The sequence below is a fragment of the Kitasatospora sp. NBC_01246 genome (genome assembly GCF_036226505.1).
Classification (GTDB): Bacteria; Actinomycetota; Actinomycetes; order Streptomycetales; family Streptomycetaceae; genus Kitasatospora.
Window position 1 is genome coordinate 7,362,033 of record NZ_CP108484.1, and the last position, 20,544, is coordinate 7,382,576.

Consider the following 20,544-nt stretch of genomic DNA (forward strand, 5'->3'; position numbering starts at 1 on the left):
CGCGGCGCCGGTCCGACGGTGCCGCCGGCCCGTACGGCTCAGCCGGGTCCGAGCGTCCAGCTGACGAGTGACAGCGTCGCCATCGAGACCACGGTGGAGCAGAGGATCGAGCGCCGCGCGAGCGCGGTGCTGTGCCCGTACTGGGCGGCGTAGACGAACACGTTCTGCGCGGTCGGCAGGGCGGAGAACAGCACCACGGTGAGCAGTTGGTGGGGCGGCAGGTGGAGCAGGCCGGCCCCGACGGCGAACGCCGCCAGTGGCTGGATCAGCGTCTTGAGCACCACCGTCACCCCGACCTCCGCGTACCGGCGGTTGCCGGGGCCCGCGCCGCTGCCGGGGCCCGCACCGATGTCAGCACCGGCACCAGGAACGGTGCCGGCGCCGGTACCGGTGTCCGCGGCGGTCGCCGGGCGGCCGTGCAGCGACATGCCGAGGGCCACCAGCGCGGCCGGTACGCCCGCGCCGCCGAGCAGTTCGCAGGAGCGGGCCAGCTCGGCGGGCGGGTGCCAGCCGGTCGCCGAGACCGCGGCGCCGAGCGCGACCGCCAGCAGGATGGGGTTGCGCACCGGCAGGGTGAGCGCGGCCCGGCGGCCGGCGCGGCCGGTGTCCAGTACGGTCAGCACGATCGGGGTGACCAGCAGGGTCTGGAACAGCACCACCGGTCCGACGAAGGAGGCGTCGCCGAGCACCTGGAGGGCCACCGGAATGCCGAGGTTGGCGGAGTTGACGTAGCCGGAGGCCATCCCGCCGATCGTGCCCGAGGCGAGCCCCCGGCCGAAGAACCGGTGGGCGGCCAGCAGGCCGAGACCGGCGGCGAGCGCCGTCCCGGCGGCGAAGGCCAGCATCGACGGGTTGGCGAACCGGTTCAGCGGCGTCCGGGCGATCATCAGGAACAGGGCCGCGGGCATGGCCAGATGGAAGCTGAACCGGCTCAGCACCGCGTCGGCGTGCGGCCCGAGCAGTCCGCTGCGGCCGACCAGGTAGCCGATCCCGATGAGGGCCCAGATCGGGGCGAAGCCGGAGAGCAACGGGTGCAGACTGGGCATGGCTCCTCGGGGTGGTCCGGGGTTGGTCCGGGGTGTCCGGCCGTGTCCGGTGGGCGGGTCGCGGGGTCTCCCGGCACCGCCGCAGTCAACCAGACGCCCTCCCGGCCGAGTCGGCCGGGCACCCCGCGGGGGCTCGCGGCCTACCATGGCCCGGTGGAGAACCTGAGCCTGGTCGAGGTCGAGACGATCGCGCGGCGTGCCCATGACGGGCAGGTCGACAAGAACGGTCACCCCTACAGCGAGCACCTCGCCGCGGTGGCGCACGGTGTGGCGGAACGCGGCGGCAGCGAGGAGCAGATCGCGGCGGGCTGGCTGCACGACGCGATCGAGGACGAGGTGCTGACCCGCGAGTGGCTGGCCTCCGCGGCCCTGTCCGAGGACACCAAGGCGATCGTGGACGCCCTCACCAAGCGCCCCGGCGAGCCGGTGGAGGAGTACACGGCCCGCATCCTGGCGACCCCCGGCGCGCTCCTGGTCAAGCGGGCCGACCTGGCCCACAACTCGAGTCCGGCCCGGCTGGCCACCCTGGACGCGCCGACGGCCGAACGGCTGGCCGCCAAGTACCGCCGGATGCGCGAACTGCTCGGCCTGGTGGGCGTGGACGGCGACTGACACCCTTCGCCGCCCTGTACCGGTCCGCCCGGCCCGGTCGGGTCCGGGGGGGCGCGCCGGCCCGGGCCCGGAGACGGGCGAGAGGGCCCGTGCACGCGGATCGCGCGTGCACGGGCCCTCTCGGTCACCCCGGTGATCCCTGTCCGATCCCCGGGGTGAGGGGGGACAGTGGTCTGGCTGCGGCAGCCGGAGCCCCGGCGGAGCACCGGCGATCGATCGATCGGCCGGCCGGCCCGGCGGCTCGGAAGAGTTCGGCTTAGTACCAGTGGTGGGTCTGCCAGAACGACCAGGCGGCGTTCGGGCTGCCGTAGCGGGAGTTCATGTAGTCCAGCGCCCACTTGATCTGGGTCTTCGGGTTGGTCTTCCAGTCCGCACCGGCGGAGGCCATCTTCGAGCCCGGCAGCGCCTGGGCCAGGCCGTACGCGCCCGAGCTGGGGTTGGTCGCGGTCACGTTCCAGCTGGACTCGTGGCTGATGATCTGGCTGAACGACGCGAGCTGGCCGGCCGGCACGATCTGGGCGGCGAGGGCCTGGGGGGACACGGTCGCGGCCGAGGCGGTGGCGGGCACCAGGCCGGCGCCCAGGGCGGTCAGACCGGCGGCGCCGGCGAGAAGAGCGGCAGAAGTACGCATACGGAGCTTGAAAGCGGGCATGAAGGAGAAGACCTCAATCGGGTTGGGCCGGTGTCACGCCCCGCCTCGACCGTTGGCCGGACAGGGGCCGATGCGGTCGCGGGGCGTGACTCGGCAGTAAGCCGTGCTCCGGCGGGACAGGTGCCGGAGCGGCTGACGACTGAGCCATTGTTGCCAGACGGGATCGGCCGTCGCCAAGACCCCCTCGCTACGACCGGGCGTCGTAGCCGGGGTCGTGCCGTGGATTCGAAGGGTCCTCCGGAGCCGCCTGCGGCGTGCCCGCCGGCCTGGTCGGATCCGCGATCGGCGGCCGACCGAGTGGCTGTCCCGAGAACGACTACCGCCCGTCGTGGCGGCCTTTCGTGTGTGAGCGCACTCACCGGCGGGCCACCGGGGCCCGTCACGGACCGGTCCGGGGGAACCACTACGGGTACAGACGATCTGAGAGCGGCGCCACACCGGTGCGGCCTCGGTGGGCGCCCCGACGGCCCGGACCGGGTCCCGCCGCCCGGGCTCCTCAGCCGCGCGAGCGGACGTGCAGGTCCAACCCGCCCGTCCCCGGCGCCTCCACACCCGGCATCAGCCGCATGTCGCGGCCGTAGTCACCCCCGACGAGCGACCGGAACGGGACCGGCTCGTCGGTGAAGAGCCCGTCGAGCCGCCGGCCGTACGCCTCCTTCGCCGCCTCGAAGCGCTCCTCGGACAGCTCGTTCGCGTCGTACACCGCGAACGGCTCCAGCGGTGCCATACCGGTGAACCAGAAGAGGCCGTGCTGGACCGGGTGGAGCACGTCCGCCAGCCGGCCGTGGATGCCCCGGTCGAGGAGTGACGTCTCCCGGGCGCCCGCCGTCACGGACATCAGCGCGCGCCGGCCCGCCAGGGCGGAGTCCTGGGTGTAGGGGGGAGGCAGGGCCGGGCCGTAGCCGAACCCGGCGGTGAACACCCGCTCGATCCAGCCCTTCATGATCGCGGGGGTCGAGAACCACCAGAGCGGGAACTGCAGGATCACCGCGTCCGACCAGCGCACCTTCTCCTGCTCCGCGGCGATGTCCGGCGACAGCCGCCCGGCCAGCGTGGCCCGCTCCGAGGCGGCCATCACGTGCAGCCGCTCGTCCGGCGCGTGGGCGGGGAAGTCGTCGGCGTCCAGCCCGGCCTTCCACTTCATCGCGTAGAGGTCGGACTGCCGGACCTCGTGCCCCGCGCCGCGCAGGCGGTCGACCGCGAACGCGGTGAGGGCGGTGTTGAGCGAGCGGGGGTCCGGGTGGGCGCTGACGACGAGGATCTTCTGCTGCTGCGGCGTGGCTGCGGTCATGTCGTACACGCTCTCCCGGGCGCGCCCGGGCAGCCAGAACCCTGGTCAACCGGAGGACCGGTGATCCTGGTACCGGGAGGGCCACCCATACTGGACGCCAGGAAACGGGGGGCGGGATGAGGCACACGGACACGACGACGGACGGCACGGGCGGGGGCGGCGGCCGGGTCGAGGCTTTCGGGGCGGTCGGGACAGTGGGGGCGGTCGACGGGGTCGGCGACACCCGGCGGGCGCTCGGCGGTTTCCTGCGGGCCCGGCGCGGCCGCGTCGCTCCGGAGGACGTCGGGATCGCCGGCGGCCGTCACCGGCGGGTCCGCGGGCTGCGCCGCGAGGAACTGGCCCAGCTCGCCGGGATCAGCGTCGACTACTACGTCCGCCTCGAACAGGGCCGGGCCACCCAGCCGTCCACCGAGGTGCTCGACGCGCTCGCGCGGGCGCTCGGCCTCGACGCCGCCGAGCGCCGGCACCTCGCCACCCTGGCCGGCGCCCGGCGCGGCACCGCGCCCGCGGCGCGGGTCAGCCCGCAGCTGCGGCGGCTCCTGGACGCCGTCGTCCACTTCCCCGCCTTCGCGACGACCCCCCACCTCGACGTGGTGGCCTGGAACGCGCTGGGCGCCGAACTGATGGGCGGGCTCGGCACACCCGGCGGCCGGGACGGCAACAACGCCAGGTACCTGTTCTGCGACCCCGGCTCCCGGGACGTCCACCCCGAGTGGGAGGACCGGGCCCGCGAGGCCGTCGGCCAGCTGCGGGTCTCCGCCGGGAGCTACCCGGACGACACGGAGCTGGCCGCGCTGATCACCGAACTGTCGGCGCGCAGCGCGGACTTCCGGCGGATCTGGGCCACCGGCGAGATCGTGGTGTGCGGCGCGGGCCGCAAACGGCTGCGGCACCCGGTGGCGGGGCTGCTCACCCTGGACTACGAGACGCTGCACGTGCCCGCCGCACCGGGCGAGACGGGCCTGGTCGTGCACGTGTTCAGCGCGGCGGAGAACAGCCCGGAGGCCGCCGCGCTGGCCCGGCTGGCCGAGGCCGTGGCGGCGTCGCAGCAGGAGCGGGCCGCCGGGCCGGTGCGGTACTCCGACGCCTGAGGCGTCCACGGCAGGGCGCCGGGAGCGCCCCCCGGAGCCTCGCACCCGCCGCCTCCCCACCTCCCCCTACCGCACCGCCCGGTGCCCCGGGCGCGAACGCGGACCGCACCGGATTCGCCGCGGAGGAAGCGGTTCCGGCCCGGTCCGGGCTCAGGAGGGGTGAGGAGGTGCTCATGGGAGAAACGAAGACCGACCGGGACGACGAGTTCCAGGCGTTCATCGTCGGGGCCTGGCCACGGCTGCTGCGTACGGCGTACCTGCTGGCGGGGGAGCAGTACGCGGCCGAGGACCTGGTGCAGTCCGCGGCGGAGAAGGCCTGCGCGGCCTGGGGGAAGGTCCGCCGGGCCGAGGACCCCTACGCCTACGTGCGGCGGATCCTGGTGAACCAGCACGCCCGCCGCTTCCGGCGCCGCCCGCCGGAACTGCTGGTCCACGCCGTGCCGGAGACGGCGGGCGAGGAGGACGGCTACGCGCGGTCCGACCAGCGCTCGGCGTTGCTGGCCGCGCTCGCCACCCTGCCGCCCCGCCAGCGCGAGGCCGTCGTGCTGCGCCACTGGGAGGACCTGAGCGACAGCCAGGCCGCCGTGGCGATGGGCTGCTCGGTGGGAGCGGTGCGCAGCCAGGCGGCGAAGGGGATAGCGAGGCTCCGAGAGGTCTCGGTGCTGAAGGAACTCAAGGGCATGACACACGTCGGAGGTGCGGTATGAGCATGCGCGGCAACGACCGGACGGGCGCCGCGGGCGCGACGGACGACGGCGACTCGGCGGTGTGGGTCGGGCTCGGGCTGGCGGAGGCCGCGGCCGGGGCGCGGGTCGGGGCGGTGCCGCTGCCGGAGATCATGGCGGGCGGTCGCCGGTTGCGGCGGCGGCGACGGACCCTGGTGGGGGCGGTCGCGCTGGGCACCGTGGTGGTGCTGGCCGGCGGCACGACGATCGGTCTGCACGGAGCCGGCGCGGGCGGCACGTCGGTCGGGGCGCTCGCCCCGGCCGGGTCCGGGACCGGCGGCGGCACCGGTGGCGGACCGGCGGCCGAGACCTCCACCACCACGGCCCCGCCGACGGCGGCGGTCCGCGACCCCTTCACCCCGGCCCGGGCGGTGGTCGCCCAGGGCACCGCCGACGGCAAGGAGTGGAAGCTCTGGATCGCGCTCTGGCCGCTCGCCCGTCAGGACCAGGCGTACCAGCAGGCCCAGGCGATCTGGCAGGAGCGGCACGCCGTGGACCCGGAGCTCACCGCGCCGACGGAGGAGTTCGTCAAGCAGTACTGGCAGCCCCGGGACGACGTCACGAACACCTACTTCACGGTGGACGGCGTGCGCCTCGGCCATGACTCCCAGGGCAGCGTCCCGGCGCCGTCCGCGCCCGCGACGCCCGTCGACACGGTGGGTTCGCTCAGCGGGGGCCTGGTCGGCCACCGGGGCAAGGGCGACACCGTGGCCCCGCTCGACGTGGTGTCGGCGCGGCTCGACCCGAACGTCGGCCGGGTGACGGTGACCTGGACGGACGGCACGACGTACGAGCCGCAGCCGGTCACCGTGGGGGACTCCCCGGTGCGCTGGATCGCGGTGGCCCGGCCGGCGGGCAAGGCCGCGCAGACGTGGCAGCTGTTCGACCGCGACGGCGTGCCGATGAAGGGCGGTGACCACGTCGACTTCCTGAAGTGAGGCCGGACCCGCCTCCCGGGGGAGCCACGGCTTGTCCGACCGTTCCCGCCGCGCGCCGGTGCGGCGCGACTGGTCAGTGAGTCCTAGGCGGAGCCGCCGCGGGCCGTATCGACGAGCAGGTCCCCGAGCCGGCGGTGGCGCCGGGCGCGGGCGGTGAGCCGCTCGGCCTCCGGTACCCCGGCGAGTGCGGTGAGCGCCGCGCCGACCGCCCGGCCGAGCCGGTCGCAGAACGCGGCCGGCTCGTCGGCGGCGTCCGGCCGTTCGGGCACCACGGCGTCGACCAGGCCGACCGCCGCCAGGTCGGCTGCGCCGATGCCCTGCGAGCGGGCGAGGTCGGCGGCGTGCGCGCCGTCCCGGTGGACGATCGCGGAGGCGCCCTCGGGCGGCAGCGGCGCGAGCCACGCGTGGCCGGCGGCGAGCACCCGGTCGGCGGGCAGCAGGGCGAGGGCGCCGCCGCCCGAGCCCTGGCCGAGCAGCACCGCCAGCACCGGCGTGCGCAGGGCGAGCAGGGTGGTCAGGCAGTGCGCGATCTCGACGGCGATGCCGTCCAGTTCGGCCGCTGCGGACAGCTCGGCGCCCGCAGTGTCGACGACGGTGACCAGCGGCAGGCCGAGCTGCTCGGCGAGCCGGGCGCTGCGCCGTACGGCCCGCAGGTCGGCGGCGGTGAAAGGGCGTTCGTGGTCCGGACCCTGCCGTTGCTGCCCGACGATCAGGGCGGGCCGGCCGTGCAGGACGGCGAGGGCCCGGACCAGGGCGCCGCCGCGGCCGCCTGGCGCGTCCAGCAGGACCAGCTCGTCGGCCGTCCGGCGCAGCAGCTCGCGCGCCCCCGGCCGGTCGGGGCGGCGGGTGCGCCGCACGGAGTCCCAGGCGTCCGGCTCTCGGGCGGTCGCGGTGTCGGGCGCGGGTGCGGTGTCCGGTACGGTCACGGTGTCCGGTGCGGGTACGGCCTCCGGTGCGGTCACGGAATCCGGCACGCTCGCGGCCGGGGCCAGGACGGCCAGCGACCGTCGGAGCACCTCCCGCAGGTCCTCCGGCGCCACCACGGCGTCCACCAGGCCGCGCCCGGCCAGGGTCTCCGCGAGCTGCACGTCCGCGGGCAGCTCCACGCCCCGCAACTCCTGGTACACCCGGGGCCCGAGGAACCCGAGCCGGGCCCGCGGCTCGGCGAACACCAGCTGTCCCAGCGTCCCCCAGGAGGCGAAGACCCCGCCCATGGTGGGGTTGCGCAGGTAGCTGAGGTACGGCAGGCCGGCCGCGCGGTGGGCCTGGACGGCGGCGGTGATGCGCAGCATGCAGAGGAAGGCCGCCGACCCCTCCTGCATCCGCGTCCCGCCCGAGACCGGCAGGGCGACCAGCGGGAGCCGCTCGGCCGTCGCCCGTTCCACGGCCCGGGTGATCCGTTCCGCCGTGGCCACCCCGATCGAGCCGCCGAGGAAGCCGAACTCGGAGGCGACCAGCGCCACCGGCCGGCCGGCGATCAGCCCGACCCCGGTGATCACCGCTTCGTCCACCCCGGTGCGTTCGCGCGCCCGGGCCAGTGCGGCCAGGTAGTCGGCGTCGGCCGACTGCGCCCCGACCGGCTCGTCCCAGCTCCGGAACGAGCCCTGGTCCACCAGCAGGCCGATGAGTTGACGTGCCGTCAGTGAACTTCCGGTCCCCACAACCCACCCCGCCGTCCGAGCCGTCCGCATCGACAAGATCCACCCTACGCAGCGGCCGACCAGCCGTCCCGGACCGACGGGCGGGTGTGACCGGGTCGACAGCTTCGGGGGCCGGGGTTGCGCGCGCCGACCGCGTCGACCGCCGTGCGCCGGCTCAGCGGAGCACGGCGGCCTCCTCCCGCCGGGGCACGGCGGCGCGATTGTCGTGGTCGGCCTGGTCGGCCTGGTCGGCCTGGTCGGCGTGGTCGGCGCGGCCAGGGAGGGCCGGGCGGCAGGCCCGGTCGTAGCGGTCGGCGACCAGGCGGGCGAGCGCGTCGTGCGTGCCGAGCGGGGCGCTGGCCCACCGGGCGGCGGTGCCGGCCGCCCGGTCGGCGAAGAACCCCGGGCCGAGCAGGTAGGTGGCGACGGCCACGTCGCGGTGGCCGGCCGCGTGCAGGGCCTCGACCGCCTCCTGCGGAGTCGGCCGGGCCGCCGAGAGGTAGGCGGGGACGACCGGCCGGCCCTCGCCGAGCCGGCGGGCGAGCAGCCGCGCCGTCCGGACGGTGTCCGCGGCGGCGTCCGGGTCGGAGGAGCCGGCCGCCGCGAGCACCACCGGTCCGGCGCCGGCCGGGCGGCCGCTCTCGGCGAGCCGGTCCGCCAGGGCGGCGGCCAGCAGCGGGCTCGGGCCCAGCGCGGGGGCGAGCCGGACGTGCGGCGGACCGGCGTCGGCCAGCGCGCCGGGGATGTCCACCCGCAGGTGGTAGCCGGTGCCGAGGAGCAGCGGCACCAGGACGGCGGGCTCGCCGGCGGACAGCTCGCCCAGCGCGGTGGGCAGGGAGGGCGCGGCGAGGTCCAGGAAGCAGCAGCGGACGTCGAGTTCGGGGCGCAGCGCGCGGACCCGGGCGAGCAGCGCCCTGGTGGCGGCCGTTCCGGCCGGATCGCGGCTGCCGTGGGCGACGGCCAGCAGCACCGGGCGGCCGCCGCGCGGTGCCGGCCGGGCCGCCGGCTTCCGCACCGGGCTCATCACCGGCCGGGCCCGGGGACCGTCCCCGGGCAGCCGGTCCGTCAGGTTCCGCGGGGCCGCGTCGGTCGTCCGCTCCGGCCCGTTCAGCCTCGCGGCTGTCCGGCGCATCAGGCCGCCGCCAGCCGGTAGCCACGCTTCGGGACCGTCCGGATCAGCCCGCCGTGCGGCCCGAGCGCGGCCCGCAGCCGGCCGATCGCCGCCTCGACCGCGTGCTCGTCCGCCGCCGCGTCCACCCAGACGGTGCGCAGCAGTTCGGCCCGGCTGAGCACCCGGCCCGGCTGTTCGGCGAGCGCCCGCAGCACGGCCGCCCCGCGCGGGCTCAGCCAGTGGCTCTCGCCGTCGACCAGTACGGCGTTGCCCTGGAGGGTCAGCAGCCGTCCGGCGAGGGCGAGTTCGCGCCGGTTCCGGCCGGGCAGTGTCTCGCCGAGGTAGCGGACCAGGGAGCCCAGCCGGCCGCGCTCGGGGAACAGCACGGGCAGGCCGAGGTCGGCGAACGGCCGGGCGCAGAGCGCGCCGACGCAGACCGGCAGGACGTCGCCGCGCAGGGCGTCCAGCAGCGGCTCCCGCAGTCCTTCGGCGGTGGCCGTCTCCACGAAGGCGCTGACGGCCGGGGCACTGGTGAAGGTGAGCGCGTGGACCTGCCGCCGGACGGTCTGCTCGACCAGCCGCCGTACCGGCGTCGGGTCGTCCGGCGCCTCCCAGCGGTAGACCGGGACGGAGATCACCTCGGCACCGCGCTCGCGCAGCGCCGCCGCGAAGGCGTCCAGCCGGACGCCGTGCTCCTGGATGGCGACCCGACGGCCGGCCAGCGGGCGGGCGAGCAGCCAGGTGCGCAGCTCGTCGGTGGCCTCGGAGCGGGGGGAGAAGGCCTCGTCGAGGCCGCTCGCCCGGACGGCGCCGGTCGCCTTGGGGCCGCGGCTGAGCACCACGGCGTTGCGGCAGGCGTCGGCCAGGGCGGCGCCCCGGCCCCACCCCTCGGCGGCGCTCATCCAGCCGCGCCAGCCGACGCCGGTGGTGGCCACCACGTAGTCCAGCGGGGCGGCCAGGCAGAGTTCGGTGGCCCGGCGCAGGGCGAGGTCGTCGGCCAGCGGGGTGATCCGCAGCACGGGGGCCTCGACCACCTGGGCGCCGCGCCGGCTGAGCAGGGCGACCAGTTCGTCGCGGCGGCGGGCCGCGGTCACCCCGATCGTGAAGCCGGTCAGTGGGCCGGGGGGTGCGCCGGGACGCGGGCCGGTGGGGGTGGGGGAGGTTGCCATGGGCGCAAGGGTGCTTTCTCCGCGTTACGGCGGGGTTGCCCGCCGGTCACCCGGGCGTAAGCGAAGCCGGCCCCCCGGTTACGGCTGATGTCCTGCCGCGCACCCCGCCCCCCGGAGGCCGTGAGCGAGGCGTACCGCGCGCGCAACACGGGGGACCCGACCGCGAAACGACCACCGATCAGATTCTTCGGCATGAGGACGGCACCCGACGGACCACTCGCCGGACACCCGCCCCACCTGCCGGACACCCGGCCCACCCGCCGTACCCGCCCCACTCGCCGGACACCCGCCCCACCTGCCGGACACCCGGCCCACCCGCCGTACCCGCCCCACTCGCCGGACACCCGGCCCACCCGCCGTACACCCGCCCCACCCGCCGTACCCGCTCGCCCGAGCAGCCCCCCACAGACCCCGCCACCCCGCACCCCCCGTACGACCCGAGGAGTACCGCGATGACGTCGCACTCGCCCGACCGACCACGGGAGCTCGTCCTGGTCGGCCACGGCATGGTTGGCCAGCGCTTCCTGGAGGCCTGGACCGAGCAGCCCGGCGCCGATCGCTGGCGGGTCACCGTCCTCGCCGAGGAGCCGCGCCCGGCCTACGACCGCGTCCATCTCAGCTCGCTGTTCGACGGCCGGACACCCGAGGACCTCGCGCTCTGCCCGCCCGGTTTCCTCGCCGAGCACGGCATCGACCTGCGCCTCGGCGACCCGGTCACCGCCATCGACCGCGCCGCCCGTACGGTCACCACCCGGGCCGGCCGGCAGGTGCGCTACGACGCCCTGGTGCTGGCCACCGGGTCCGCGCCCTTCGTGCCGCCCGTCCCCGGCCGGGACGCGGCCGGCTGCCACGTCTACCGGACCATCGAGGACCTGGACGCGATCCGGGCCGACGCCGAGCGGGCGACGATCGGCGTGGTGGTCGGCGGCGGCCTGCTCGGCCTGGAGGCCGCCGGCGCGCTGCGGGCGACGGGCCTGTCCACCCACGTGGTCGAGTTCGCGCCCCGGCTGATGGCCGTCCAGGTGGACGACGGTGGCGGGGCCCTGCTCCGCCGCAAGATCGAGGACCTCGGCGTGACCGTGCACACCAGTGCCGCCGCCGACGCCGTGGCGACCGGGCCGGAGGGCCGGGTGCGGGCGCTGAGCCTCTCCGACGGCCGCGAACTCGCGGCCGACCTGGTGGTGTTCTCCGCCGGCATCCGCCCGCGCGACCAGCTGGCCCGCGACTGCGGCCTGCCGGTCGGCGCCCGCGGCGGCATCGTGGTCGACGAGCGCTGCCGCACCGCCGACCCGGCCGTGCTGGCCATCGGCGAGTGCGCCCAGGCTGCCGACGGCCGGGTCTACGGCCTGGTCGCCCCCGGGTACCAGATGGCCGAGACCGCCGCCCGCGAACTGGCCGACCGCCCCGGCGACGGCTTCGTGGGCGCGGACACCTCCACCAAGCTCAAGCTGCTCGGCGTGGACGTGGCCAGCTTCGGCGACCCGCACGGCGCCGCCGAGGGCGCCGTCGACGTGCTCTACAGCGACAGCCGGCTCGGCGTCTACCGCAAGCTGGTGATCGGCGCCGACGGCGCGCTGCTGGGCGGCGTCCTGGTCGGCGACACCGACTCCTACGGCACCCTGCGCCCGCTCGCGGTGGCCGGCCGGCCGCTGACCGTCCCGCCCGAGCAGCTGGTGCTGCCCGCCGGGCTCTCCACCGCCGGACCGGTCGCGCTGCCCGACGAGGCGGTGCTCTGCTCCTGCCACAACGTCACCCAGGGGGCGGTCCGCGCCGCCGTCCGTGAGCAGGGCTGCGACAGCGTCGCCGCGGTCAAGAAGTGCACCCGGGCCGGCACCGGCTGCGGCAGCTGCGTCAAGCAGCTCGGCACCGTGGTCGGCGAGGAGCTGGCGGCCGCCGGGTTCGCCCCGCAGACCGGCCTGTGCGAGCACTTCGCGCAGACCCGCGCGGAGCTGTACGAGATCGTCCGGGTCACCGGCATCACCGGCTTCTCCGACCTGCTCGACCGGTACGGGCAGGGCGAGGGCTGCGAGGTCTGCAAGCCGACCGTCGCCTCGATCCTGGCCAGCCTCGGCGGCGGCCACATCCTGGACGGCGAGCAGGCCGCGCTGCAGGACTCCAACGACCACTTCCTCGCCAACCTGCAGCGCAACGGCTCCTACTCGGTGGTGCCGCGGGTGCCCGGCGGTGAGATCACCCCCGAGGGCCTGATCACGATCGGCGAGATCGCCCGTGACTACGGCCTCTACACCAAGATCACCGGCGGCCAGCGGATCGACCTCTTCGGTGCCAGCGTGGACCAACTCCCGGGCATCTGGGCCAGGTTGGTGGACGCCGGCTTCGAGTCCGGCCACGCCTACGGCAAGGCGCTGCGCACCGTGAAGTCCTGTGTCGGCGAGACCTGGTGCCGCTACGGCGTCCAGGACTCCGTCGCCCTCGCGATCGAGCTCGAACTGCGCTACCGGGGCCTGCGCTCCCCGCACAAGCTCAAGTCGGCGGTCTCGGGCTGCGCCCGCGAGTGCGCCGAGGCGCAGAGCAAGGACTTCGGCGTGATCGCCACCTCGGCCGGCTGGAACCTCTACGTCGGCGGCAACGGCGGCATGACGCCCCGTCATGCCGACCTGCTGGCAGCCGATCTGGACCGCGAGACGCTGATCCGCACCATCGACCGCTACCTGATGTTCTACATCCGCACCGCCGACCGCCTGGAGCGCACCTCGGTCTGGCTGGACCGACTGGAGGGCGGTCTGGACCACCTGCGCGCGGTGGTCATCGACGACTCGCTCGGCATCGCCGCCGAGCTGGACGAGCTGATGGCCCGTCACATCGGCTGCTACCAGGACGAATGGGCGGCCACCCTGGCCGACCCCGACCGGCTCCGGCGCTTCTCCTCCTTCGTCAACGCCCCCGGTACCCCGGACCCGGCCGTCACCTTCGTCCCCGAACGCGGCCAGATCCGCCCTGCCCGCCCCGGCGAGGACGGGCGCGTCCTCACCACCCCCGCTCCGGTCCTGGTGGCCGGGCCCCGACTGGAGGTGCTCACCCCGTGACCGTGGAAATCCACGACGGCACCCGCTGGCGTACCGTCTGCACCCTCGACGACCTGCAACCCGGGCGCGGAGTGGCGGTGCTGCTCGACGGCGAGCAGGTGGCCGTCTTCCGGGACCGCTCCGGCGGCCTGCACGCCCTCGACAACCGGGACCCGTTCAGCGGCGCGCACGTCCTCTCGCGCGGCCTGCTCGGCAGCCGCGGCGAGCGGCCCACCCTGGCGTCCCCGATGTACAAGCAGGTCTTCGACCTGACCGACGGCCGCTGCCTCGACGAGGAGACCGCCCCCGACGGCACCCCCGCCGTCCTCAGGCTCTGGCCGGTCCGCAGCGCGGTGGAGCCGGCGCCCGCCGCGGCCCGCCCCGCCGTGCCCGCCCGCGCCACCGCGCAGGCCCCCGCATGAGCGCCGTCGTCGAGACCGGACGCCCCGGCAGCAGACCCGCCCCGACCGTGCTCGCCGGCTGGGATCCGGAGGACACCGCGTTCTGGGACCGGACCGGAGCCCGGATCGCCCGGCGCAACCTGGTCTTCTCGGTGCTCTCCGAACACATCGGCTTCTCGGTCTGGAGCCTCTGGTCGGTGCTCGTGCTCTTCCTCGGCCCCGAGTACCACATCGACACGGCCGGCAAGTTCACCCTGACCGCCCTGCCCACCGCGCTCGGCGCGACGCTGCGCCTGCCGTACACCTTCGCGGTGGCGCGGTTCGGCGGCCGCAACTGGACAGTGATCAGCGCACTGCTGCTGCTCGTCCCCACCGCGCTGGCGGCGCTGGTGCTGACACCGGGCGTGCCCTACGGCACGCTGCTCGCGGTGGCCTGCGTCGCCGGGGTCGGCGGCGGCAACTTCGCCTCCTCGATGGCCAACATCAACGCCTTCTACCCGCACCGCCTCAAGGGCTGGGCGCTCGGCATCAACGCCGGCGGCGGCAACCTCGGCGTTCCGGCGGTGCAGCTGCTCGGCCTGCTGGTGCTCGCCACCGCCGGCGCGGCGCACCCCCGGCTGCTGCCGCTGCTCTACCTGCCGCTGATCGTGCTGGCCGCGGCCGGGGCCTGGTGGCGGATGGACAACCTCGCCGTCCCGCCGCGGGGCGAGGGCCGGGCGCTGGGCGAGGTCGCCCGCGACCCGTACGGCTGGGCGGTCTCCACCCTGTACATCGGCACCTTCGGCTCGTTCATCGGCTTCGGCTTCGCCTTCGGGCAGGTCCTGCAGGTGCAGTTCCACGACCGCTTCGACACGCCGGTCAAGGCTGCCGCGCTGACCTTCCTCGGGCCGCTGCTCGGCTCGCTGCTGCGGCCGGTCGGCGGGCGGCTGGCCGACCGCTGGGGCGGTCCGCGGGTCACCCTGGCCACCTTCGTGGGGATGGGCGCCGGCACGGCCGTCGTGCTGGCCGCCTCCCGGGCCGGTTCGCTGCCGCTGTTCCTCGCCGGCTTCGTCGCGCTGTTCGTGCTGAGCGGCATCGGCAACGGCTCGACCTACAAGATGATCCCGGCGCACTACCAGGACCGGGCCCGGGCGGAGGTCGCGGCCGGCGCCGATCCGGCGGGGGCCGAGGCCGACTCGCGCCGCCGGTCGTCCGCGCTGATCGGACTGGCCGGGGCGGTGGGGGCGTTCGGCGGGGTGCTGGTCAACCTGGCCTTCCGGCAGTCCTTCCTCAGCACCCACAACGGCGACGCCGCGTACCTCGGCTTCCTCGCGGCCTACCTGTTCTGCTCGGCGCTGACCTGGGCGGTCTGGCTGCGGCCCCGCGCGTCACGCTGACCGCGGTCGCGCGGACCGGCCCCGGGGTGTCGCCCACCCCGGGGCCGGTCCGGTGCCCGGGCCCGGGCGGACGCGATTGCTAGGGTCGTCGCATGGCATCGAGCAGCGCGACGACCCCCGGCCGGCTGCGACGCGACGCCCAGCGCAACCGCGACCTGCTGCTGGCCGCCGCCCGCGAGCTGTTCTCCCGGCAGGGCCTGGACGTCCCGCTGGACCAGATCGCCAAGGAGGCCGGCGTCGGCAACGCGACGCTGTACCGGCACTTCCCGACCCGCGAGGCACTGATCGCCGAGGTCTTCGCCGACGCCGCCGCACTGCTCGACGGCGCGGCCCGGGAGGCACTGGTCGCCGAGGACGCCTGGAGCGCGATCGAGCGCTACTTCGAGCGGATCTTCGAGCTGGTCGCCGCCGACCGGGGCATCAACGACCTGGTCACCCAGGCCATCCCCACCACCCCCGCGATGATCGCGATCAGCCGGCAGAACGCGGTGACGGTCGGCACCCTGGTCGCCCGGGCGCAGCAGCAGGGCACCATGCGCCCCGACGTCGCCACCATGGACCTGCTCTTCATGCTCGGCCCGCTCTGCCGGGCCCTGCCCGCCACCACCGAGCTGCGACCCGACCTCTGGCGCCGCTACCTCGCCCTCCTGCTCGACGGCTTCCGTACCCGGGCCGCCCACCCGCTCCCCGTCCCGCCGATCGGCGAGGAGCACCTGGACAAGATGTTCGCCGACCTCTGGGAGGCGGACGGCCCCGGCGCCTGACCCGGCCGTGCACCCCGCTGCCGTCAGGGGGAGCGCCGTCAGGACCGCGTACGGATCGGCCCGCCGCGCGTCAGGGCTCCGTCAACGGACGGCCGCTGCGGCCGCGGCCCGGCTTTGCTGAGTCCGTCAGCGAGACACGCGACAGCGCGGCAGGACAGGCCGGAAGGACGGGCAGGGCCATGGCGGACAACGGCGCCGGAATCCACGGGGACGAGCCGACGGACGAGCTGACGGGCGAGTCGACGGGCGAGTCGACGGTCGGGCCGGGTGGCGGACCGGACGGGCGCGGCCGCCTCGTGGTCGGGGTCAGCGGGTCACTCGGCAGCCTGGCCGCCCTGCACCACGCGGTCGCCGAGGCCCGCCGCACCGACGCCGAGGTCCTCGCGGTGCTCTGCTGGACGCCGGCCGGCGGCGAGTTCGGCTACCGCCGGTCCCCCTGCCCGCCGCTGCTCAGCGCCTGCCGCGACGCGGCCGTCGCCCGGTTGCGGCAGGCCCTGGACGAGGCCTTCGGCGGCGGCCCGGCGGGCGTCCGGCTGCGCTGCCAGGCCGTGCGCGGGGAGACCGGCCGGGCCCTGGTCCGCTCCGCCGACCGCCCCGGGGACCAGCTCGTCCTCGGCGCCGGCGGCCGCGGGGCGCTCGCCCGCGCCCTGCGCCCGTCCGTGACGGCCTACTGCGTGCGGCACGCCGCCTGCCCCGTCCTGGCGGTACCCAAGCCACCGCTCCAGCGTGACCTCGAAGCCCTCGAACGCCACCACCACGTCCGCGCGCTGCCCCTCACCGTCGGCAGCTGACCGGGGCCCGCTTCCCTCGGTCAGCGGGCCGGGTCGGCCGCCCGGGCCGGTGCGCCGGCGGCCGCCGCCTCGGCCAGGACCCGGGCGGTCGCGCGGCCGGCGCGCACGGCGTGGTCCGCCCGGGCGGGGCGGCAGCGCTCCACGGCCGGGTCGTACTCGGTCAGCACCACGCCGGCGTGGTCGGAGTCCAGCTCCAGCAGCCGTACCGGCGAGCGCCGCTCGGTCAGCGCGACGTGCAGCTCCCGGCTCAGCGCCGCGGGCACCAGGTCGTCGGCGGTGCCGTGCACCAGCCAGACCGGGACGGGGGAGGGCCGCTCGGCGAGGAGCGGCAGCGGGGCCTCGCCCGTGGTCACGGCCGGGCGGCCGTAGGCGGAGGCGATCCCGACGGCCGCCGTCGGGCGGACCTCCTCGGGGGTGTCCGGGTGGGTGGCCAGCGCGACGGCCTCGCGCCCGCCCAGCGACCAGCCGGCGAGTACGAACCGGGCCGGATCGCCGCCGAACGAGGCCGCCTCCCGGCGGGCGTACTCGAACGAGGCCAGCAGCCGCGCACGGCCGCCGTCCTCCTGGTCCGAGCGCCAGTCGGGGACGAGCACCAGCAGCCCCAGCCCCGCCGCCTCCTGAGCCAGCGGCCGCAGCACGTCCCGCTCGTCCGAGCCCCGCCCGTGCCAGAGCAGGACGACGGCCGCCGGACCTTCGGCGCCCACCGGGCGGTGGACGTCCATCAGGTGGCCGGGGGTGTACTCGACGACCTCGGGCGGGGTGGGGCGCTGACCGGTCATCCGGGATTCTCCTCGGGTTCGGGACGGGGTCTCCGAGCTGGTACTGTACTTCCTGTCGCGAGGGAGATGATCTCTCGTCAGGCGTCAGTGGTGCTACCGGAGCACGTCCTACTTTCAGTAGGGAGAGTCCGTTCAACCCGGGCCTGGCGCTCCACATCGGACGAGGTCCGGTGCCTTTCCAGGCATCGGGCCTCTTCTGTTTTCCCGGATTCGGCCGATGCCCGGGCCGGTTCGGAGCATGGCCCCTGACCTGCTAGTCTTCTTCCTGTCGCGAGGGAGATGATTCCTCGTCAGGCGTCAGTGGTGCTACCGGAGCACGTCCTACTTTCAGTAGGGAGAGTCCGTTCAACCCGGGCCTGGCGCTCCACATCGAATGAGGTCCGGTGCCTTTCCAGGCACCGGGCCTCATTCGTTCTCCGGGTACCGACGGTCCCGTCGCCGGGGCCGGCCCGCCGAAATCGCGCCGGCCGGAAATGCGGTCGGCCGGACGGAATACGGCCGGCCGACCGGAGCGCGGTCAGCCGGGCTGGCGGTCGGAGCCGAGTTCGCGCGAGATCCGCAGGCCGACCTGGGCGACCACCGGGCCGAGCGAGCGGACCCGCGCGGCGGTCATCCGCGAGGTGAGGCCGGAGACGGACAGCGCGGCGGTCACCTCGCCGGTGTGGTCGAAGATCGGGGCGGCGACGCAGCGGACCTCGGGCTCGTTCTCCCGGTCGTCGATCGAGTAGCCGCGGGCGCGGATCCGGGCGAGGTCGGCCCGCAGGTGCGTCTCGTCGGAGATGGTCCAGGCGGTGACCGGGCGCAGCCCGGCGGCGACCACCTCGGTGACGGCCTCGTCGGGCAGCCAGGCGAGGATCGCCTTTCCGGTCGCGGTGCAGTACGCGGGCGCCCGGCTGCCGACCCGGGAGGCCATCCGGACGTTGGTCTCGTCCTCGACCTTGTCGAGGTAGACGATGCCGGGGGCCTGCCAGACCGTCAGGTGCACGGTCTCGCCGGCCTCGCGCTGCAGCCGCCGCAGGTGCTCGGCGGCGACGCTGCGCAGGTCGAGGGTGGACAGGTAGGCCTGGCCGAGGCGGAGCGAGCCGTGGCCGAGGCGGAACCAGCCGGTCTCCCGGTCGCGGTCGAGCAGGTGCTCGTCCAGCAGCGGGCCGGCCAGCCGCAGCACGGTGCTCTTGTTGAGGCCCAGCGCCTCGGCGAGCTGGGCGAGCGGTACGCCCCGCCCGTTGCCGTGGTCGCGTACGTGGCCGAGGACGGCCAGCGCGCGGCGCAGCGAGGACGACTGGTTGCGCTCGGAACCCGCCGCCTTCTTCGCGGCCGCCTTCGCCGGCTCCGCGCCGTCCTTCGCCGGCTCCCCGGAGTCGCTCCCGTCGACCGCGCCGGCCGCCGGCGCGGGTCTCGGTCCGGGCTCCGATCCGGTCTGTGGCCGGGCCTGCGACCCGGTCCCCGTCTCCGTCATCGGTCCGTTCCCCTCTCGTTCCACCGCCGGACTGCGGCGGTGGTCAGACGGTACCCCCTCGCGCCGGGTTAGCCGATTCTTCGATACAGCGTTGTGCACTGCAAAACTTCCCGAACGGCCTCTTGTTGCCCCCGAGCGCCCCCGCCTAACGTCCGTGGCATCGAGCAGGCGCCGCGGCCCACCCGAGCGGTCGCTCTGCCGTACCCCCACATCAAGGCGTTCACGCACCCACCATCGGCCCCGGTCAGGGCCTGCTTCGACGTGCCCGTCCCCAGCGGCGCACGTCTCGGCGGCAACTGTCGGGAGGGGAGGTCTCCACCCATGCGACTCATCAGACGGACCGCCGCGGCCACCGTCCTCGCCGCCAGCTGCCTCGCGGCTGCCGCCTGTTCGCCCGGTACCGCGCTGCCGGCCGGCGACCGGGCCGGCGACGACCGGACGGGCACCCTGCAGGTCTGGCTGTACAACGAGGCCGGCAACGCGGCGAAGGAGGCGGTGATCAGCAAGGCGATCACCGAGTTCCAGGCCTCGCACCAGGGCGTCACCGTCGACATCAGCTACATCGACACCGATGCCTCGGCCCGCGCCGCCAAGATGAAGGGCGCGTTCAACGACCCGAACAGCGCCCCGGACCTGGTCGAGTTCGGCAACACCGACCTCCCCGGCTACGTCGCCGCCGGCGGCCTCGCCGAGATCGGCGCCGACCTCGACAAGTGGAAGGACAAGGGCGACCTCGACCCGGCGATCGCCAAGACCGCCGTGCTGGACGGCAAGACCTACGGCCTGCCGTGGTGGGTCGGCGTCCGTGCGCTGTACTACCGCACCGACCTCTTCACCGAGGCCGGGCTGAGCGCGCCGAAGTCGTACCAGGAGCTGGTGGCCGCCAACCAGAAGATCCACGCCGCGCACCCGGACACCTTCGGCATCGCGGTCGGCGGCAAGTACACCTTCGGTGCGCTGCCGTTCGTCTGGGACGCCGGTGGCGACATCGCCACCAAGGACGGCGCCGCGTTCAGGGCCGGGATCAACTCGCCCGCCGCGCAGGCCGGGATCAAGCGCTACACGGACCTCTTCGGCGCCGACGGCTGTCCGGCCCAGCAGTGCGCCGACCTCACCGGCGGCAAGACCGTCGACCTCTTCGCGGCCGGCAAGTCCGCGATGGCGATCCTGCCCAACTCCAGTCGCAGCAAGGTCGACGCGGGCCCGGTCAACGGCAAGTACGGCGTCGTCCCGCTGCCCGGCGAGAAGTCCGGGTCGATCGCCCCGGCGTTCGGCGGCGGCAACAACCTCGGGGTGATGAAGGCGGCCAAGCACCGCACGCTCGCGGTCGAGTTCGCCGAGCTGCTGGCGAGCCCCGGCTACCAGGAGCAGATGTACGACGCGATGGGGAATCTGCCGACCCTCAAGTCCGTCAACGACAAGGTCGCGGCGAAGGACGCCTTCCTGAAGCCGTTCACCGACACCATCGCGGCCGGCACCAAGTTCGTTCCGCTGGACCAGGCGTGGGCGCAGATCGACGCGCAGGCCGTCATCCCGACGATGCTCCAGCAGATCGTCACCGGAAAGTCGGACGTGGCCAAGGCCTCGGGCGACGCCGCCACGCAGATCACCTCGGCCTTCGCGGCCGGTCACTGATCGCACGCCCGAGAGAGCAGGCCCCGAGAGAGGTCCCGTAC

At 75.3% G+C, this 20,544-nt stretch carries 18 protein-coding genes; 10 read left to right on the forward strand and 8 right to left on the reverse strand.

All coding sequences use genetic code 11. The annotated features are described in order from the left end of the window. Window positions 1–38 precede the first annotated feature (38 nt). A complete protein-coding gene (locus OG618_RS31225; protein ID WP_329490924.1) occupies window positions 39–1,046 on the reverse strand; it encodes an AEC family transporter in 1,008 nt (335 codons plus the stop codon). A 153-nt stretch (window positions 1,047–1,199) separates the two neighbouring features. Between OG618_RS31225 and OG618_RS31230 the strand changes: the two genes are divergently transcribed. Beyond that, window positions 1,200–1,658, forward strand: a complete 459-nt coding sequence (locus OG618_RS31230; RefSeq protein WP_329490925.1) for an HD domain-containing protein — start codon at window positions 1,200–1,202, stop codon at window positions 1,656–1,658. A gap of 256 nt (window positions 1,659–1,914) precedes the next feature. Here OG618_RS31230 and OG618_RS31235 read toward each other — a convergent pair whose 3' ends face one another. Then, window positions 1,915–2,289 carry a transglycosylase SLT domain-containing protein gene (locus OG618_RS31235; protein ID WP_329490926.1) on the reverse strand — a complete coding sequence of 125 codons (375 nt, stop codon included), beginning with the start codon at window positions 2,287–2,289 and terminating at the stop codon, window positions 1,915–1,917. A 517-nt stretch (window positions 2,290–2,806) separates the two neighbouring features. Then, window positions 2,807–3,601: an NAD(P)H-dependent oxidoreductase gene (locus tag OG618_RS31240; protein WP_329490927.1), complete on the reverse strand. Its 795-nt coding sequence runs from the start codon at window positions 3,599–3,601 to the stop codon at window positions 2,807–2,809. 116 nt (window positions 3,602–3,717) lie between these two features. Here OG618_RS31240 and OG618_RS31245 point away from each other — a divergent pair, with 116 nt between their 5' ends. From OG618_RS31245 to OG618_RS31255, 3 genes are all read left to right on the forward strand, one after another. Next, window positions 3,718–4,692: a helix-turn-helix domain-containing protein gene (locus OG618_RS31245; protein ID WP_329490928.1), complete on the forward strand. Its 975-nt coding sequence runs from the start codon at window positions 3,718–3,720 to the stop codon at window positions 4,690–4,692. A 173-nt stretch (window positions 4,693–4,865) separates the two neighbouring features. Beyond that, on the forward strand, window positions 4,866–5,399 hold the full coding sequence (locus tag OG618_RS31250; RefSeq protein WP_329490929.1) for a SigE family RNA polymerase sigma factor: 534 nt from the start codon (window positions 4,866–4,868) through the stop codon (window positions 5,397–5,399). A 2-nt stretch (window positions 5,400–5,401) separates the two neighbouring features. After that, a complete protein-coding gene (locus OG618_RS31255) occupies window positions 5,402–6,355 on the forward strand; it encodes a hypothetical protein (RefSeq protein WP_329490930.1) in 954 nt (317 codons plus the stop codon). Window positions 6,356–6,438: 83 nt separating this feature from the next. Here the strand turns inward: OG618_RS31255 and OG618_RS31260 are convergent, their stop codons facing one another. The 3 genes from OG618_RS31260 to OG618_RS31270 form a co-directional block, all read right to left on the reverse strand. Continuing rightward, window positions 6,439–8,016: a carboxyl transferase domain-containing protein gene (locus tag OG618_RS31260; RefSeq protein WP_329490931.1), complete on the reverse strand. Its 1,578-nt coding sequence runs from the start codon at window positions 8,014–8,016 to the stop codon at window positions 6,439–6,441. A gap of 154 nt (window positions 8,017–8,170) precedes the next feature. Continuing rightward, window positions 8,171–9,127: a sirohydrochlorin chelatase gene (locus OG618_RS31265; RefSeq protein ID WP_329490932.1), complete on the reverse strand. Its 957-nt coding sequence runs from the start codon at window positions 9,125–9,127 to the stop codon at window positions 8,171–8,173. Beyond that, window positions 9,127–10,275: a uroporphyrinogen-III synthase gene (locus tag OG618_RS31270; RefSeq protein WP_329490933.1), complete on the reverse strand. Its 1,149-nt coding sequence runs from the start codon at window positions 10,273–10,275 to the stop codon at window positions 9,127–9,129. The genes OG618_RS31265 and OG618_RS31270 overlap by 1 nt, the downstream gene beginning before the upstream one ends. Window positions 10,276–10,727: 452 nt before the next feature. Between OG618_RS31270 and nirB the strand changes: the two genes are divergently transcribed. The 5 genes from nirB to OG618_RS31295 all read left to right on the forward strand — a co-directional run bounded on the left by nirB (window position 10,728) and on the right by OG618_RS31295 (window position 16,633). Then, entirely contained in the window at window positions 10,728–13,322 is a 2,595-nt protein-coding gene (gene nirB / locus OG618_RS31275) for a nitrite reductase large subunit NirB (RefSeq protein ID WP_329490934.1), read from the forward strand. Next, window positions 13,319–13,723: a nitrite reductase small subunit NirD gene (nirD, locus tag OG618_RS31280; RefSeq protein ID WP_329490935.1), complete on the forward strand. Its 405-nt coding sequence runs from the start codon at window positions 13,319–13,321 to the stop codon at window positions 13,721–13,723. Before nirB ends, nirD begins: the two co-directional genes overlap by 4 nt. Beyond that, window positions 13,720–15,078, forward strand: a complete 1,359-nt coding sequence (locus OG618_RS31285) for a nitrate/nitrite transporter (RefSeq protein WP_329490936.1) — start codon at window positions 13,720–13,722, stop codon at window positions 15,076–15,078. The genes nirD and OG618_RS31285 overlap by 4 nt, the downstream gene beginning before the upstream one ends. Before the next feature lie 92 nt (window positions 15,079–15,170). Further along, window positions 15,171–15,842, forward strand: a complete 672-nt coding sequence (locus OG618_RS31290) for a TetR/AcrR family transcriptional regulator (RefSeq protein ID WP_329490937.1) — start codon at window positions 15,171–15,173, stop codon at window positions 15,840–15,842. Window positions 15,843–16,021: 179 nt separating this feature from the next. Next, window positions 16,022–16,633 carry a universal stress protein gene (locus OG618_RS31295; RefSeq protein WP_329490938.1) on the forward strand — a complete coding sequence of 204 codons (612 nt, stop codon included), beginning with the start codon at window positions 16,022–16,024 and terminating at the stop codon, window positions 16,631–16,633. Between the two features lie 20 nt (window positions 16,634–16,653). On the opposite strand, the gene OG618_RS31300 is transcribed toward OG618_RS31295, so the two are convergent. Next, entirely contained in the window at window positions 16,654–17,412 is a 759-nt protein-coding gene (locus tag OG618_RS31300; protein ID WP_329490939.1) for an alpha/beta hydrolase, read from the reverse strand. Window positions 17,413–17,929: 517 nt separating this feature from the next. Beyond that, complete coding sequence (locus OG618_RS31305; RefSeq protein ID WP_329490940.1) at window positions 17,930–18,868, reverse strand: IclR family transcriptional regulator; 939 nt, start codon at window positions 18,866–18,868, stop codon at window positions 17,930–17,932. Window positions 18,869–19,189: 321 nt separating this feature from the next. Here OG618_RS31305 and OG618_RS31310 point away from each other — a divergent pair, with 321 nt between their 5' ends. After that, entirely contained in the window at window positions 19,190–20,503 is a 1,314-nt protein-coding gene (locus OG618_RS31310; RefSeq protein ID WP_329490941.1) for an extracellular solute-binding protein, read from the forward strand. Window positions 20,504–20,544 lie beyond the last annotated feature (41 nt).